This is a genomic window from Paucibacter sp. B51 (genome assembly GCF_027863535.1).
Taxonomy (GTDB): domain Bacteria; phylum Pseudomonadota; class Gammaproteobacteria; order Burkholderiales; family Burkholderiaceae_C; genus Paucibacter_A; species Paucibacter_A aquatilis.
In genome coordinates, this window is sequence record NZ_JAPIVN010000001.1 from 2,500,726 (window position 1) to 2,515,255 (window position 14,530).

The 14,530-nt window shown below is 67.2% G+C and carries 17 protein-coding genes and 1 tRNA gene; 15 read left to right on the forward strand and 3 right to left on the reverse strand.

Annotated features, from left to right (window positions below; translation table 11 throughout):
- Window positions 1–99: 99 nt before the first annotated feature.
- Window positions 100–381: a hypothetical protein gene (locus OOB33_RS10750; RefSeq protein WP_271008659.1), complete on the forward strand. Its 282-nt coding sequence runs from the start codon at window positions 100–102 to the stop codon at window positions 379–381.
- On the opposite strand, the gene OOB33_RS10755 is transcribed toward OOB33_RS10750, so the two are convergent.
- Window positions 373–591, reverse strand: coding sequence for an Arc family DNA-binding protein (locus OOB33_RS10755; RefSeq protein ID WP_271008660.1), 219 nt, complete (start codon window positions 589–591; stop codon window positions 373–375). The genes OOB33_RS10750 and OOB33_RS10755 overlap by 9 nt on opposite strands.
- Before the next feature lie 408 nt (window positions 592–999).
- Between OOB33_RS10755 and OOB33_RS10760 the strand changes: the two genes are divergently transcribed.
- From OOB33_RS10760 to OOB33_RS10780, 5 genes are all read left to right on the forward strand, one after another.
- Window positions 1,000–1,338, forward strand: coding sequence for a hypothetical protein (locus OOB33_RS10760; protein ID WP_271008661.1), 339 nt, complete (start codon window positions 1,000–1,002; stop codon window positions 1,336–1,338).
- 296 nt (window positions 1,339–1,634) lie between these two features.
- Complete coding sequence (locus tag OOB33_RS10765; RefSeq protein ID WP_271008662.1) at window positions 1,635–2,420, forward strand: hypothetical protein; 786 nt, start codon at window positions 1,635–1,637, stop codon at window positions 2,418–2,420.
- Window positions 2,417–4,024: a hypothetical protein gene (locus tag OOB33_RS10770; protein ID WP_271008663.1), complete on the forward strand. Its 1,608-nt coding sequence runs from the start codon at window positions 2,417–2,419 to the stop codon at window positions 4,022–4,024. Before OOB33_RS10765 ends, OOB33_RS10770 begins: the two co-directional genes overlap by 4 nt.
- Before the next feature lie 14 nt (window positions 4,025–4,038).
- The gene (locus OOB33_RS10775; protein WP_271008664.1) at window positions 4,039–5,487 is read left to right on the forward strand and encodes a hypothetical protein; all 1,449 of its coding nucleotides are present in this window, start codon (window positions 4,039–4,041) and stop codon (window positions 5,485–5,487) included.
- Window positions 5,487–6,608: a hypothetical protein gene (locus tag OOB33_RS10780; RefSeq protein WP_271008665.1), complete on the forward strand. Its 1,122-nt coding sequence runs from the start codon at window positions 5,487–5,489 to the stop codon at window positions 6,606–6,608. Before OOB33_RS10775 ends, OOB33_RS10780 begins: the two co-directional genes overlap by 1 nt.
- Before the next feature lie 246 nt (window positions 6,609–6,854).
- Here OOB33_RS10780 and OOB33_RS10785 read toward each other — a convergent pair whose 3' ends face one another.
- Window positions 6,855–7,097 (reverse strand): hypothetical protein, encoded by a 243-nt coding sequence (locus OOB33_RS10785; protein WP_271008666.1) that lies wholly within the window; start codon window positions 7,095–7,097, stop codon window positions 6,855–6,857.
- A 79-nt stretch (window positions 7,098–7,176) separates the two neighbouring features.
- On the opposite strand from OOB33_RS10785, the gene OOB33_RS10790 reads away from it, so the two are divergent.
- From OOB33_RS10790 to OOB33_RS24535, 9 genes are all read left to right on the forward strand, one after another.
- Window positions 7,177–7,533 (forward strand): hypothetical protein, encoded by a 357-nt coding sequence (locus OOB33_RS10790; protein WP_271008667.1) that lies wholly within the window; start codon window positions 7,177–7,179, stop codon window positions 7,531–7,533.
- A gap of 284 nt (window positions 7,534–7,817) precedes the next feature.
- Entirely contained in the window at window positions 7,818–8,183 is a 366-nt protein-coding gene (locus tag OOB33_RS10795; RefSeq protein ID WP_271008668.1) for a hypothetical protein, read from the forward strand.
- 91 nt (window positions 8,184–8,274) lie between these two features.
- Window positions 8,275–8,877 (forward strand): BRO-N domain-containing protein, encoded by a 603-nt coding sequence (locus OOB33_RS10800; RefSeq protein WP_271008669.1) that lies wholly within the window; start codon window positions 8,275–8,277, stop codon window positions 8,875–8,877.
- A complete protein-coding gene (locus OOB33_RS10805) occupies window positions 8,874–9,257 on the forward strand; it encodes a hypothetical protein (RefSeq protein WP_271008670.1) in 384 nt (127 codons plus the stop codon). The genes OOB33_RS10800 and OOB33_RS10805 overlap by 4 nt, the downstream gene beginning before the upstream one ends.
- Window positions 9,254–9,502 (forward strand): hypothetical protein, encoded by a 249-nt coding sequence (locus OOB33_RS10810; protein ID WP_271008671.1) that lies wholly within the window; start codon window positions 9,254–9,256, stop codon window positions 9,500–9,502. Before OOB33_RS10805 ends, OOB33_RS10810 begins: the two co-directional genes overlap by 4 nt.
- Window positions 9,499–9,894, forward strand: a complete 396-nt coding sequence (locus tag OOB33_RS10815) for a hypothetical protein (RefSeq protein WP_271008672.1) — start codon at window positions 9,499–9,501, stop codon at window positions 9,892–9,894. The genes OOB33_RS10810 and OOB33_RS10815 overlap by 4 nt, the downstream gene beginning before the upstream one ends.
- Window positions 9,895–10,558: 664 nt before the next feature.
- Complete coding sequence (locus OOB33_RS10820) at window positions 10,559–11,572, forward strand: tyrosine-type recombinase/integrase (protein WP_271008673.1); 1,014 nt, start codon at window positions 10,559–10,561, stop codon at window positions 11,570–11,572.
- A gap of 469 nt (window positions 11,573–12,041) precedes the next feature.
- Window positions 12,042–12,857 carry a hypothetical protein gene (locus tag OOB33_RS10825; RefSeq protein ID WP_271008674.1) on the forward strand — a complete coding sequence of 272 codons (816 nt, stop codon included), beginning with the start codon at window positions 12,042–12,044 and terminating at the stop codon, window positions 12,855–12,857.
- A complete protein-coding gene (locus OOB33_RS24535) occupies window positions 12,854–14,431 on the forward strand; it encodes a recombinase family protein (protein WP_442953042.1) in 1,578 nt (525 codons plus the stop codon). The genes OOB33_RS10825 and OOB33_RS24535 overlap by 4 nt, the downstream gene beginning before the upstream one ends.
- Here the strand turns inward: OOB33_RS24535 and OOB33_RS10830 are convergent.
- Window positions 14,390–14,465, reverse strand: a tRNA-Asn gene (locus OOB33_RS10830). The two genes, OOB33_RS24535 and OOB33_RS10830, sit on opposite strands and share 42 nt — an antisense overlap.
- Between the last annotated feature and the right edge of the window lie 65 nt (window positions 14,466–14,530).

A 14,530-nucleotide genomic window follows, 5' to 3' on the forward strand; every position in this document is an offset into this window, starting at 1 on the left:
GCCACACAGGGCCGGTGCTCTGGGAGACCGGGCTGCTGCCGGTCAGCCGAGCGCCTGTACAGCGGGGGCTCCTGTAGGGATCTGGCCCAGAATGCCCCGGTGCGATTCACCGAACTGCGCCGGCGCCTGCTGGCCGATCACCTGGCGATTTACCTGCCCTGGCAGCCGGCCCCGGCGCATGGGTGGTATGTGATCGTGTGGCCTTCGGAGTACCACCCCGAAGGCTGGGCGATCCGGGTGACGCACCCGCACCGGGTGATCAGCCAGACGGTGGCGAGCAGCTTTGAGCGGGTGGGTTTCTGGGTGCAGTGGTCGCCCTACGACGCTCGCATGGAGGCCTGGCCCACGGATGGGCGCAGCGCGCCCGGGGATTCAGGCTGAGGGGGCGGGTGGGGTGGCCAGGGCGCGGCGCACGGCCTGCTCGATCAGCTCCTGCAGCTCAGCCTGGCTGGAGCTGGCGGGCTGGAATGAGGCCTCGAGGCGGTGCACCAGTTCGGCGTTGAGGCTTCGGCCTGCAGCATCGGCAGCGGCTTGGAGCTTTTCGTACAGGGCGGCGGGCAGCCTGTATTGGCTCCGGTGCAGGTCGGTCATGACACTACTCTGACACTACTTTGCACCGTCTGTATAGTGACATGGTGTCACTACGAGAGCGAAGGGGCTGCTGTGAAAGACGCGGTGGGATTGATGGCCAGGCTGCCTCGGGAGCTGCATGGCGAGCTGCGGGAGCTGTCACAGGCGGAGGATCGCAGCTTGAACAGCATGCTGGTGTTGCTGGTGCGTTTGGGGCTGGAGGCGTGGAAGGCGAGGGATGCAAGGCCCGGGCTTCCCCCTCACAATTGAGCCGATCCCCCAGTATTTCGCAGCATCTTTTGCCCTGGCTCATCTGGTGAGCCATGGGATCGGGCAATCTTCGGAAGGCCGCCAGCCCGCGCATGGCTGAGGGGTCAAATCAACACTCAAACCCAACCAGACGACAACACGCGAGAGCGGACGGACAACATGCGCACAGAACAAGCGCCGGCGAAGGAAACGCACGGCAGCAGTGGCACCACCCCCGAAACCCCCACCCACACCGAGCCGATCCGGCTGCACCCGCCGCCCGGTGGTGCAGCGGCAGCCTGGCGCGAGGCGCAGGACGGGCTTCTGGAGGAGCTGCAGGCAGGGCTGGAAGGCCCGGAGCAGATGCTGGAGGGCCTGCTGGACCTGCTGGCCCCTCATGAGGCCAAGGACAGGCCGATCAGCGCGGGAGCGCTGCGGCGGGTGCTGATGCAGCTGCATGACCAGGTGCAGCAGGCGCGGCAGATGGCCGAGGCGCTGCGCAACACGCCGCAGTTTTAGCCGGCCCAGGGGCCCTGGGCCCCAGCTTGCCCCTGCAACTGGCAGGCGCTGCTGCCCACACTGCGGGGATGCGCAGAGGCAATGGATCGACGGATTGGTCAGCGGAGCTGGACCGGGTGAACTTCAGGTGTTCGGTGTGCCGCCATCCCTGGAGCGCGGAGCCCGACCTGGTGGAGCCTGACCCAGACCCGGAAGCGGCCCACCACCCTTGGCGGTACTTCGGCACCTGCCCGGCGTGTGATGCGTCGGCGCAGCCGCAGGCGGCGTGGGAGCGTGGCCTGCTGAAGGCGCACCAGATGAGCACGGGGCCCAAGACCCCGGCCGGCCAGGCCGCCAGCGCGGCCAACCTGGCGGGCCACCCGACGCCCGAGGAGGCGTTGCGGACCAGGTTCAACGCCATGAAGCATGGGCTGAACGCGAGGGTTGCGACCTACTTCCCGGCCAAGCCCGGGGGCTATGCCTTCTGCGAGCGCTGCGATGTGGACCGGTATTGGTGCGCCGATCAGCCGGCCTGCGTGAAGCAGACGGAGCTGTTCATGCTGCACAGCGCGGCGTTTGAGCAGCGCAACCCGCGGGCGCTGGCCAAGATCCACGGCGACCTGCACGCGGCCCTGGTGGCCAGCCTGCAGATGTGCCTGCAGGCGGTGCTGGGCGACGGTGTGGTGATCAAGACGCCGCGGCTGGAGACGGTGCCCGACGCTGAGGGCGTGATGCGCAGCCAGGTTGTGAGCTATGTGGATGGCAATGGTGAGGTGCGCCAGATCTACGACTACCAGAGCAACCCGGCATTCAAGCCGATCGCTGACCTGGTGACGCGCCTGGGCCTGAACCTGAGCGACCTGGGGATGACGATCAAGGCGCAGGAGGACGAGGAGGCGCAGCTGCGCGGCCGCCTGGGCAGCGAGGCCAAGCCGATGGAGGCGCTGGAGAGCTTCAGCGCGCGGATGGCTGCCGCCCTGGAGGCGATGCCGGCGCTGGTGAGCAAGGCCCGCCAGGTGGCGGAGCAGGACCCGGTGTTGCTGGAGCATGAGGCGCAGACGGGGCAGAAGGCGGCCAACACGGGCGGCGGTGGCAAGCCATGAGGACCTCGGCCTCGGAGCGGGTGAAGCACGCCAGCGTGGCGGAGACGGAGATCATGCGCTTTGCCCGGGTGGACCCGGCGACGGGGCTGCGGCCGCATGCGCTGTGGCACAAGCATGTGCACAACGTGGAGCTCGACCCGATCCAGATCCTGAAGATGGTGGAGATGGACCAGCACCCGAACACGGCGGATTTCAGCTGCCGGCGCACGGGCAAGACGGCGGTGAAGGAGATGTACAACCTGGAGCGCCTGGCCACCGAGGCGTACCAGGAGTGCGGCATCGTGGCGCCGCGGCTGCAGCAGAGCCAGAACAACCTGGACTACATGGTGGAGGCGATCCGGCGCAGCCCGATGCTGAGCGCGTTTGTGGCCTACAAGCAGGGCCGGCCGCAGCTGAAGGACACGGGCTTTGAGTTCGCCAACCACAGCAAGGGCAGCGCCTACGGGATCATGAGCCAGATCGACGGGGACGCGATCACGATGGCCTCGGTCGAGGAAGTGGACGATATGCCCCAGGAGCGGCTGATGAGCCGCTTTCTGCCCATGCTGGGCGCGGCACGGCGGCTGGGGGTGGACCAGGGCGTGGCGCGGTTCAAGCCGGAGATCCGGATCTGCGGGGTGTTCAAGGGCGCAGGCGTGCTACAGAGCCTGCTGAACACGGGCGAGTACCACGTGCTGACCACGGTGGATGTGCACCTGGGCCAGGCGTTGGGCGCGATCGACCCGGGCTGGGCCGAGAGCATGCGGGTGCAGCTGCCGGCGGATGAGTACATCCGGCAGTTCCTGTGCAAGAACATCCAGGCGCGCAACTGGATCTGGGAGGAGCACATCCGGCGGGCGCTGGCAGTGGGCCTCGAGGCGGGCATTGGGCGGGCGGGGCCGCTGCCTGGCCAGACGTACAAGAAGCGGGGCTTGGTGTCGTTTGGCTATGACCACACAGGCCATGGCGAGAACCCGGCCGCATCGAAGAGCAGCCTGGTGGTGACGGAGACGGTGGGCAACTGGGTGACGGTGCCCTATGTGAAGCTGTGGGCGCCGGGCGTGAGTGACCAGACGCTGCGGCGCGACCTGGTGGCGGCTTGGGAGTACTTCCGGCCGGATTACGCGATTGGCGATGCCTACGGGGTGGGCATGTTGACGGCCGTGAATGACGACTTGTTCAACCAGGGCCTGACCCACATCAACCGCGAGACGGTGGCGGATGGCGACAGCTCGGCCCGGGCCTGGAACCAGTGGGCGTTTGCGCCGATGCGGTTTGAGGGCATGACCAAGCATGTGATGGCCAGCGCGGTGCGCGAGCTGTTCCACCACGGGCGCATGGCGCTGCCCTACGTGGACACGGGCTGGACGGGCGAGGACCCGGACTGGCTGGCCCTGGTGCGGCAGCTGGGGAACATGAAGGCGGTGCCGACGAAGGCGAGCTACAGCAGCTTTCAGATGGCAGACCAGAAGATCGGTGATGACTTGTTCGATGCGCTGTGCGCCGCGGTGTACGCGCTGATGACCCGCGGGCTGGAGGACGCGCCGGCGGTGGTGCAGAGCCGGCGCGTGGGGCGCTCAGACTTGCTGGGGCCGAGCGGGCTGCCGCTGGCCCTGCTCAGATGACAAAGGAGGTGGCCATGGGCTACTGGAAACAACTGGCCAGCGCGGCCAAGACTTCGGCCGCTGACCTGATGCGATCGGCACTGGCGCCGCTGTACGAGCGGCCGGCCAATGAGCGGGGCTCACGCACGCCGGCGGATGTGGCGCTGGCGCGCTTCTACCGGCAGTTCGCCACGTCCACCGAGGTGCGCGAGAAGATCGTGCTGCTGCGGCAGATGGAGGTGCGCGACGGCCGGGTGAAGATGATCCACGGCCGCGTGTGCCGGGACATGACGCGGGGCGGCCTGGTGGCGCAGTTCCAGGAGACGGCGAGCAGCCAGACGCTGCGGCGGGAGTGGCAGGCCTTTGCCACCCGGCTGGACCTGACGCGCAGCCAGAAGATCCGCAGCGATGCGCGCGGCCTGGTGACGGAGGGCAACCTGCCGCTGCAGCTGGTGCTTGATGACAGCGCGCGGGTGGCGGCGGCGGTGCGCATGCCGGCGGAGACCATGGTGCCGATCGTGGACGAGAGCGGGCGATTTAAGGACGCGACCAAGGCCTGGGAGCAGCGCGATGTGCTGACCGGCAAGGTGTTGCACACCTTTGCGGCGTACCAGCTGCAGATGGCGCGCTTCGACCCGCTGAACTACGACGATATGGGCGAGATGGGCCGGCCGATGCTGGACGCGGTGGCGGACACCTGGCGCAAGCTGGTGATGACGGAGGAGGACCTGGTGATCCGGCGCCGGCAGCGGGCGCCGCTGCGGCTGAGCCATGTGCTGGAGGGAGCGAACCCCGAGGACCTGGATAGCTACCGCAAGACGGTGGAGGGGGAGAAGGGTGAGATCACCACCGACTTCTACAGCAACCGCAAGGGGGCGGTGACGGCCGTGCAGGGCGATGCGAACCTGGACCACATTGCCGATGTGGTGCACCTGCTGGACAGCTTCTTTGCCGGCACGCCGCTGCCCAAGGGGCTGATGGGTTACACGGACGGGCTGAGCCGGGACATTCTGGATGACCTGAAGCGGGACTACTTTGACGAGATCGACGCGCTGCAGGATGTGCTGGCCTGGGAGTACGAATCGATTTTCCGGATCCACATGCTGCTGAAGGGCGTGGTGATCGGGCAGGACGAGTTCTGTGTGCGCATGGCCGAGCGGCGCACGGAGACGCCGAACCAGGTGGCGGATCTGGGCCTGAAGCTGCAGGCGCTGGGCCTGCCGCCGCCGCTGGTGTGGGAGGAGCTGGGCCGCGACCCGGCGCGGGTGGTGCAGGCGCTGGATGAGTGGGCGCAGCGGGGCAGCCCGTACCCGGTGCCGGGCGTGAGTGGCGCGGCCGCTGGCGGGGTGCCGGGGGCTGGCCAGGGCGGCGCACCCGGTGCGCCGGCGCGCGTGAGCATCACGCCGGGCAACGGGCGCAAGGGGGAGAGCGCCACGGCGATCTCGCAGCCGGGCAGCAATCGCGGCCGCGGCCGGGGCGGGTGATGGCCTTCACGACTTTGGCCGAGGGCGAGTACTCCGGCGCGGTGGGCGCCGCGATCCGGCGCGCCAGCCAGGCGGCGCGCAATGGGATGGAGCAGCTGGACGGCCAGGTGATGGCCGAGCTGGAGCGGATCTACAGCGAGGCGGCGGACCAGGTGCGCGGCGCGATCCTGCAGGCGGCTGCCGGCGGGCAGCAGGTGCGGCTGGAGCAGCTGCGCGGGCTGCTGGCGCGCATTGACCAGGTGCTGCAGGCGCTGGGCACCTCGAGCGCAGGCCTGATCGAGCAGGCGCTGCAGGACGCGGCGGAGCTGGGCGTGCGGCCGCTTACGGGCGAGGGCCTGGCGGCCACCGGGCGCGCGGTGGCGCCGGTGGTGAGCCGGCAGGAGGCGGCGCAGCAGGTGGACGCGGCGGTGCGCTTTGTGGCGGAGTTTCGCGCGGCCGATGGGCTGAACCTGAGCGACCGGATCTGGAAGGTGAACCGGGGCGCGCGGGAGGCGGTGCAGCGCACGATCGAGGCGGCGGTGGTGCAGGGCTGGGGGGCGCACAAGGCGGCGCGGGAGTTCTTGCTGCGCGGTTTGCCGGTGCCGGAGGCCACGCAGGCCGCGCAGCGGGCCTCAGACGTGGCAAATGTGCTGCGGGGTGCCGACACCCTGCAGGACAGCGCTGGCGGGGCGCTGGCGGCCGCGCAGCGGGTGGCGCGCACGGAGATCAACCGGGCGCATGGCGAGGCGTACATGGCCACGGCGGCGAAGGCGCCCGGGGTGGTGGGTTTTCGCTTCCTGCTGAGCCCCCGGCACCCCCGGCCGGACATTTGCGACCTGTACGCGAAGCAGAACCTGCACGGCCTGGGCCCGGGCGTGTACCCGGACCGCAAGAGCTGCCCCTGGCCGGCGCACCCGAACACGCTGAGCTTTGTGGTGGCGGTGTTTGGGCCCGAGGTGGCCGAGGCGGACCGGGCGGGCCGCGAGACGACGATGCAGGCGCTGGAGCGGCTGGGCCCGGAGATCCGCGCCGGCGTGCTGGGGCCGACGAAGGCGGGCTACTTTGACCAGGGGCTGATGAGCCGGGGCATGGTGCGCAGCCGGGTGGGCGATGTGCGCAGGAGGCTGGAGCGGGGGCGTTAGGGGGCTGTGGGCCTGGGGTAGACTGCGCGCCTCCCTGCGCTGCGAGTGGGCTGACACCCCAACCCTCCCTCCTGAAACCTCGCAGCGTTTCTGACCTGGCCGTGTGGCCGGGTCTTTTTTTTGCCCGGCCTGGCCAGGCTGCAAGGCGGGCCCAGCGGCGCCGGATTCGAACCGGATCATGGTTGCCTTTTCAGACCCCCAACCCTTCCCATTGGAAACAACCGCAGGGCCCGCTGGGAGTGTAGGTTAGGCCTGGCGCGGCTTCATGGCCGTGCGTGCGGCCTGCCCGGCTGCTTCGAGCGCGGCCATTTCTTCAGCAGAGAAGCCTTTGTCGAGCAAGGCCGGGGGGATGGGCGGGCGAACGACCGCGCGGCCTGTGGCACCACAGCTTTGACACTCGACGGCAACGCCGACGATGAGGCCAGCCTGCGCATCAAACCACTGGTGGACCAGGCCGCTGCAGTGAGGGCAATGAGTGTTCGCTGTCATGGTTTCTCCCTTTGGATCGGCGCGAGTTTTCGCTGAAAGGCGCAGTAGAGTAGCGCACCAACAATACAGGGAGCGAGTCATGAAAAAGTGGCCTATCGCGGCTTGCGCAGCAGCCGCTGTTGCCTTGGCGGGCTATGCCGTCGCGGTGTGGTGGCCTGTGCAGCAAATGAAGGCTGATGTCCGTCAGCACCTGAACGACCCAGAGTCTGCCCAGTTCAATCAGGTCTTCAAGGGGAACAAGGAGGGCGCGTTCTGTGGCGAGGTCAACGCGCGCAACCGCATGGGCGGCTATGTGGGTTTTACCCGCTTCATCCATTTCCCCGACCATGACATCAAGTTCGACCCGACCGACCGCGGCTACATGAGTGAAGACGAGCGGCAAAGCGCTGCTAACTTCAGTGTCATGTGGCATGGCTACTGTGGCGCCGGATACTGATCTTGCGCACTGCGCCTTTCGTGATGTAGAGTGAAGGCACTGCAGTGATGCAGGCGGGTTTGACAGCCCGTTTTGACCCAGCGGCACAGAAGCCGCATGTAGCATGCGGCTTTGCCGTTTCTGGACCACGTTCGTCCCTACACGATCAATGGTGGCCCAGACGGGGAGCCGCAAGGCTCGCCGGCTTCAGCCTCCGCTGGGTCACCGGTCTGTCAACCCGTCTTGGGCTGCCACCCTTTTGACAGGGGGTGGCGGTTTCACAACCGACCCACAGGAGGCCCTTCATGGCTTTTCCCCTCTCTCCCTCCGTTCCCTCCGATTCGGGCTCTCAGCTCGATCCACGCGCGAAGTTCGTGCTGCTGACCCGCAGCCAGGCTGAGCTGGCCCTGGGCTCGGGCTGGCTGCATGCGGCCGGGCATGAGTTCATCGTGACCCAGCACACGCGGGCGCTGTTGCAGGCGCTGCTGGCTGAGCCAGGCCCTGGCGGCGAGGTGCTGCTGAGCCTGCACGAGGCGTACACCGCGCTGGGCTGCGGCGAGCTGCGCCGCAGCGAAGGCGTGGCCCCCGTGGCGCTGCAGTGGGCCTGGGCGCTGCCGCTGGTGCAGCTGGTGCAGGCCGGCGAGCGGCAGGCCCGCGCCGGCTTGGTCTAACCCCACCGCGACGCGTGAGGCGCAGCGGCCCCGTGGGCCCGTTGCGCGACCGGGCGCCCCGGCGCCCTTTGCATGGATGGAGGCTTTTGCCATGACGACGACGAAACCCCTTGCTCGGGCCAGCGCGGTGACGCTGGTCTTTCAAAACACCGAGTTCGATATCGTTGACCTACAGGGTCAGCCGTGGCTAAGGCTCCCCCAGATTGGGGGAGCCTTGGGTTATCAGAAGTTCGACAAGCTGCGCGAGCTGTACGAACGCAACACTGCCGAGTTCACGCCCGATATGACGCAAATGCTGGAGCTGCCGAGCGCCGGCGGGCCGCAGGCCACGCGGATCTTCAGCCTGCGGGGTGCGCACCTGCTGGGCATGCTGGCCCGCACGGAGCGGGCGGCGGCGTTCCGCCGCTGGGTGCTGGATGTGCTGGAGGGCCGCGAGGCGCCGCAGCAGGCGGGGCCGATGAGCTACGCGCAGCGCCTGGCTTACCTGAAGGAGCGCAGCACGCTGGTGGCGCGGCTGCGCAAGGCGCGCAACCGGGCGGAGGCGCAGGAGCTGCACCAGAACTTGTGCCAGGTGTCGCGCCTGGTGGGCATCGAGGCGCAGGCGCTGGAGCAGCTGGCGCCGGAGGCGCTGAAGCCGCCACCGAAGAAGCTGGTAGCGCCGGGCCGTGGCCATGAGCCGTGGGGTGACGAATGAGCGCGCCGCTGATGGCGGCGCTGGAGCGCATGCAGGCTGATCTGGCCCGACGCCGTGAGGCAGTGGAGGTGCAGGCGGCGGTGGTCGACGGCTTGTTGGCTCAGGTGCAGCAGGGGGTGTGCCCTGCGCCGTGTGCGCTGATGCTGCTTTATGTGGGCACGGGAAGCGCCAAGCGCGCGGCGGAACAGGCCGCCTCGATGGGCTTGCTGGCGCCCGGGGAGAAGGGGCCGCGGCGGCTTGCGCCGGAGGATGTGTATGCGCTGATCCAGGCCCCTGGTGAAGGGGTGCCGTCTGAGCTGTGGACCATGGCCCGGGAGGTGTATCGCCGGCAGGGCGGTTCGACGCGGTTGCAACGCACCAGTGCTTGGAGGTTGTCATGAGTGATGCTTTGGTTTCTGTTGAGGTGGCGGCCGACATGCAGACGGCGCTGGCGGATGTGACCTGCGGCCGCGACGGCGTGGCTATGCTGGTGCAGCTGCTGCAGGGTGCGCAGGCGAACACGCTGGAGCACCTGGCGGCGGATGGGCTGGTGGCGCTGCTGGATGGCGTGCGCACGCGGCTGGATCTGGCCTGTGATGGCTTGCGGGGCACGGCGCTGCAGCTGGGCGTTGAGGTGCCGGCGTGAGCGCGCGTACGGTGACGGAGGGGGTGGCGATGCCCCTGGCGGCGGTGCAGCGGCTGTACCGCGTGAAGGCGGATGAGGCGCGGCGTGCGCAGGCGCAGATGGATGCGCTGCTGGACCTGAAGGCGCGGCTGCAGGCGGGGGAGGACACGGAGCTGATGGCGGACCAGGTGCTGGCCCTGTTCACCGACCTGGGCAGCGCAGAGGCGGTGGCGGCGTACTGCAATGCCCGGGGCTGGCAGGCGAGCACGGACGAGGGGGTGCTGCCGTTCACGGCGGCGGACGTGTTGAAGATCGTGGAGTGGGATGAGCTGCCGGGTGATGTGGTGCTGCGGCAGCTGGCGCAGGCGCGCCTGGCCAGCGCAGGGACTGGGGAGCCCCTGGTGCCTGGTTGACTGCATGCCTGGCCAGCGGCGCCGCTGCAGGCTGACATTCCCCGTCCCCAAGCCCTCAGCCCGGCCCTTGTGCCGGGCTTTTTTCTGCCTGGCCAGCGCTGCACCAGGTGCACAGCCGCGGCCGCGCAGGTCTCGCGCTGCCTCCCCGCACCCCTCAATGTGGTTAGGGGGCGACAGCCAGCCCCTGCGGGGAGGAAAAGGGGCGACCGGGTCGGCCGGACGTTCAATTTCTCAGAATCCAGGCGGGCAGAGCTGCGTTAATCCGTGGACCCGTGGGCTGAATAGTTTTTGCCTATCCCGCCCTCTATGAAACTCCGCGCCGCTGCCATTTTTTGTGTCCACGGGTTGCCTTTCTTTTTCCACGGGTTGCCTTTCTTTTTCCACAGGTCTTGTTTTTGCCTTGCTTCTCGCTCTATTTATCTATCTCTTTGATTTGATTAAAGAAATAGAGAGAAAGAGAGGCGGGAGCGGTTATCGAGACTCCACGGGTTTGAGAATCTAGTAAGTTTTGTAACCACGGATTGATATAGGGATCCACGGGTTTTTCGTGGTTTGGGAAATGGGCTGCAAGCCGCATGGATACTGGGTTTCTATGGTTCTAAAATGGGGTATCCGCAATTCCACGGGTGGAATGCGCTACCCCCTCCCCAGAAAGCACCAGGCCATGGCCGAGCAATTGACCGATGCGCAGCTGATTGAGGCTTACGCGGAATATCTACAGATCAATTTGGGGAGGCGGCCGCGGACTCTGGAGGCCTACCGGATGGCCCTGGCCCGCCTGGTCGAATGCCTGGACGGCGCGCCGATGCTGGAGGCGGACACGGTGACGCTGGAGACCTTCAGCGGGATCTGGCTGCACAAGCGGGGTGTGGTGGCGCGCAGCCGAAAGCCGTATGTCTCCGCGATCAAGGGCTTTTATGCCTGGGCGCAGGGGCGAGGCCTGGTTCGCACAGATCCAGCTGCAGCGCTGCGGCACCCGAAGCTGGCCAAGCCGCTGCCCGAGGCGCTGACGTTGGATAACGCGGAGCGACTCATGTGGGCGCCGGACATGGGCACCTTCCTGGGCCTGCGTGATGCGGCCATGCTGGGGCTGCTGATCGGCTGCGGGCTGCGGGTGTCGGGCCTGGTGGCGCTCAACGTGGAGCACCTGCGGAATCAGGAGATTGGCGGCAAGGTGCGCATGCTGGTGCGCGTGACGGAGAAGGGGGAGCGCGAGCGGCTGCTGCCGATCCCGCGCGAGGCCGAGATGCTGCTGCGGGTCTACCTCGATCATGAGGAGCTCAAGGGCTTCGACCGGGCCGTGAGCGTGCGCGGTTCGACCGAGCATGTGCTGTTCGTCAACGGCCGCAACACTCGGGTGCCGGCCGATGAATACCGGGGCGAGGCGGTGCGCCTGAGCCGCCAGGCCGTGTGGCGAATGATCCAGCGCCATGGTGAAGCCGCCGGTGTGCCGGAGAAGCAGCGGCACCCTCATGCCCTGCGGCATCTGTTCGGCGTCGAGCTGGCCGAGGATGAGGTGGACCTGATCACGCGGCAGGGTCTGCTCGGCCACGCTGACCCGAAGTCGACCGCGATCTATGACGCCATGACGATCCGCCGCAAGGCCAAGAGCCTGGACGGCAGCGGCCCATTGGGCAAGGTGCGCAGCCCTGTCTCTGAGCTGCTCAAGCGCGTCTGAGATTGAAGCGAGATCGAAGCATGCGACCCCCAGTAGGAGCACACAAAGCCCGGTGCGTACATATCCCGCCTCGGAGAAAAGCCAATGGATATCGATGGCGCGAGACGATCTCGCGTGCGCTCCAAACCTCGGCCAAGAACGGGCTAACTCTGGTTGAGTCACACAAACCCCATGGCCTCCCGCACTGCGTGGTTTGCCAGAAGGCGCAGTGGGTGGCTTGCATGCCCTCTATGGCGGGGGTTGTGCTGTGAGCAATGAAAGGCGCAGTGCGGCCCCGGTCGGCGTGTCCCTGGACCTGTGGCCTGAGCTGCCAGGGGGGCCAGCGGTGCCCCCTGGGCCTGCCCGGGCGCCCCGGGTGGGGGGTCGGCGGGCGAAGCCGGCCCCCCTGGGAGGGGGAGGTGGGTACCTGGATGAATGCACCCCCTCAGAACTTTCGAAAATTTCGCCGGCCGCGCATGCTGACCTGCGCATGGCCGAACTGGCCGCGATCGGGCTGTCGGCGGTCTGGCTGGAGACTGCCGAGCGGCTGGGCTATGACCGCTTCATGCTGCTTTGGCGCCATCTGTCGGCCGATCGCGCGGTGCTGACCGATGACGGCCAGGTGCTGCTGCAGCTGCGCGACTTCAGCTGGTACGAGCGCCTGCAGCGCGATCTGTACATCCGCCGCCTGGCAAGCGTCGGTATGACGCCCACCGAGATCCTGCAGCAGCTGCGCGAGCAGCTGGGCGACATGGCCACCACCTACAAGGCAGTGAAGAAGGTGGCCAGCTCGAGGTGGGCCGACAACCGCCTGGCCAGCTACGGCGAGGTGGGCATCAGCCGCTACCTGCAGGAGCGCATGCGGGTGACGGCTGCGGCCAAAGCTGCCGGCGACCTGTTCCATGCCGATCTGGAGCGTGCACTGCAGGCCGAGGCCGCCAAGGCGGCACCAGGTGCCCCGCGCGCGGGTACAGGCGACCCTAGGCTGGCCGAGCTGCTGGACATTGGCCTGTCGGCCTCCTGGGTGGCTGTGGCGCGTCTGGTGGGCTATGAGGATTTTGTGGGCCTGTGGCGCTTCTGGTCGGCCCAGCCGGGCCTGCGCCGCGGCAAGGGCGGGCAGATCGAGCTGCGCCTGCGCGGCGTGCGCGCCTTCGACCGTTATCAACGAAACCGGTACATCGAAACCCTGGTCGCTTCGGGACTGAAACCGAGCGAGATCTACACGATGGTCAAGCAACAACTTGGTGAGACATTGAGCCTCCGTCATCTGAACCGCCTGGTGCACGCCAGTAGAGTGCCCGCATGAAGCGCGCCGTGATCTATGCCCGTGTGAGCACGGACCGGCAGGCTGACGAGGGCCTGTCCATCGACAGCCAGATCCAGTCCTGCAGGGCCAAGGCCGAGCAGCTCGGTGCCGTGGTCCTGCATGTCTTCAGAGACGAGGGTATTTCTGGCACCACTGACGCGCGGCCGGGCTTTCGCGCGGCGATCAACCGCTGCTCGCTGGGGGATGTAGATCTGCTGATCTGCTGGAGCAGCTCACGCTTCGCCCGAGATCAGCACGATGCGATCAGCTACAAGCGCGAGCTGGCCAGCTACAGCACCAAGCTGATCTATGCCCAGGGCCAGATCGATCTGGACACGCACGAAGGCTGGATGCTGGACAGCTTCCAGCAGGTGGTCGATGAGAGCTACAGCCGCCAGGTCAGCGCCGACACACGCCGCAGCATGATGAAGGCGGCACGGGAGGGGTATTTCATGGGTGGACGGGTTCCCTACGGCTACCAGGCGGTGGTCGCAGAGGATGGCAAGCGCCGGCGCCTGGTTCCGAAAGAACCCGAGGCTTCGGTGGTGCGCTCGATCTTCGACAGTGCGCGCCGCGGCGTCGGTGCCAAATTGATCGCCCTGGACCTGAACAGCCAGGGCATGAAGATGCGAGGCCGTGCCTGGTCAAAGGGCACGGTCCTCTACATGCTCAACAGCGAGGTTTATATGGGCGAGGTGATCTACAACCGCTTCGAGCGCAAGACCAGGAAGCCCCGGCCCCAGTCTGAGTGGATCCGCGTGAACGCGCATGAAGCGCTGGTGTCGCAGGAAGACTTCCAAGCGGTGCAGCAGGGCATGAGCCAGCGCGCGCCCACACCCGAGAGCGGCGCGCCATCCAGCACGCACCTGTTCACAGGCCTATTGCGCTGCGGCCGCTGCAACAGCTCGTTGCAAGTGCAGACCGGCACCGGCCGTGGCGGCTCGATGTACAGCTACTACGCCTGCCGTGGCCACCTGCAGGGCAAGCGCTGCGAGTTCAAAAACATTCGTGCGGACAAGCTGGACACCTGGCTGCTCGATCAGCTGCTCGACAAGCTGCTGAATGCCGACACGATCCAGGCCGTGCTCGACCAGCTGGACGATGCGGCCACCAGGTGGGTGAAGGATCGGGCCGCCAGGCGCACAGCGCTGGTCCTCGAGCTCCGCACGGCCGAGGGCCGCCGATCCAAGCTCTATGACGTGATCGAGACCGGTGGCACCGATTCGCTCGGCCTGGCCGAGCTCGGCCCGCGCATCAAACAGCTGAACGAGCAGATCGGAAAGGTCGAAGCCGCCTTGATCTCTCTCGAGAACGAAGCGGATCCGATGGTGGGGACGATTGAGGTGTCAGCAGAAGAGGCCGCAGAAGTGTTCCGGGCCACGCTGACGGGGTGCGATGACCCCAAGATGCTGCGCGCGTTTGTCGCAACGATTGCCGACATGATCGTCGTGCATGAGACCGAGCTTGTGGTGACCTACAAGCCCGAGTGCCTCATCCAGATGGATGGGAACTCGGTTCGCAGCAAGCATAGTTGGCTCCTCGACCTGGGCTCGAACCAGGGACCTACGGATTAACAGTCCGGCGCTCTACCGACTGAGCTATCGAGGAATTGTCTTTTCGGTACTTCTAATTTTTGATGTTGCAGCAGGCAATCCGAACCGCTGCAACGCTGA

What these genes read in the sequence shown, in the direction of transcription:
- OOB33_RS10755 (WP_271008660.1), bottom strand. Translation starts at nt 591, where the DNA reads ATGACCGACCTGCACCGGAGCCAATACAGGCTGCCCGCCGCCCTGTAC.
- OOB33_RS10760 (WP_271008661.1), top strand. Translation starts at nt 1,000, where the DNA reads ATGCGCACAGAACAAGCGCCGGCGAAGGAAACGCACGGCAGCAGTGGC.
- OOB33_RS10765 (WP_271008662.1), top strand. Translation starts at nt 1,635, where the DNA reads ATGAGCACGGGGCCCAAGACCCCGGCCGGCCAGGCCGCCAGCGCGGCC.
- OOB33_RS10770 (WP_271008663.1), top strand. Translation starts at nt 2,417, where the DNA reads ATGAGGACCTCGGCCTCGGAGCGGGTGAAGCACGCCAGCGTGGCGGAG.
- OOB33_RS10775 (WP_271008664.1), top strand. Translation starts at nt 4,039, where the DNA reads ATGGGCTACTGGAAACAACTGGCCAGCGCGGCCAAGACTTCGGCCGCT.
- OOB33_RS10780 (WP_271008665.1), top strand. Translation starts at nt 5,487, where the DNA reads ATGGCCTTCACGACTTTGGCCGAGGGCGAGTACTCCGGCGCGGTGGGC.
- OOB33_RS10785 (WP_271008666.1), bottom strand. Translation starts at nt 7,097, where the DNA reads ATGACAGCGAACACTCATTGCCCTCACTGCAGCGGCCTGGTCCACCAG.
- OOB33_RS10790 (WP_271008667.1), top strand. Translation starts at nt 7,177, where the DNA reads ATGAAAAAGTGGCCTATCGCGGCTTGCGCAGCAGCCGCTGTTGCCTTG.
- OOB33_RS10795 (WP_271008668.1), top strand. Translation starts at nt 7,818, where the DNA reads ATGGCTTTTCCCCTCTCTCCCTCCGTTCCCTCCGATTCGGGCTCTCAG.
- OOB33_RS10800 (WP_271008669.1), top strand. Translation starts at nt 8,275, where the DNA reads ATGACGACGACGAAACCCCTTGCTCGGGCCAGCGCGGTGACGCTGGTC.
- OOB33_RS10805 (WP_271008670.1), top strand. Translation starts at nt 8,874, where the DNA reads ATGAGCGCGCCGCTGATGGCGGCGCTGGAGCGCATGCAGGCTGATCTG.
- OOB33_RS10810 (WP_271008671.1), top strand. Translation starts at nt 9,254, where the DNA reads ATGAGTGATGCTTTGGTTTCTGTTGAGGTGGCGGCCGACATGCAGACG.
- OOB33_RS10820 (WP_271008673.1), top strand. Translation starts at nt 10,559, where the DNA reads ATGGCCGAGCAATTGACCGATGCGCAGCTGATTGAGGCTTACGCGGAA.
- OOB33_RS10825 (WP_271008674.1), top strand. Translation starts at nt 12,042, where the DNA reads ATGGCCGAACTGGCCGCGATCGGGCTGTCGGCGGTCTGGCTGGAGACT.
- OOB33_RS24535 (WP_442953042.1), top strand. Translation starts at nt 12,854, where the DNA reads ATGAAGCGCGCCGTGATCTATGCCCGTGTGAGCACGGACCGGCAGGCT.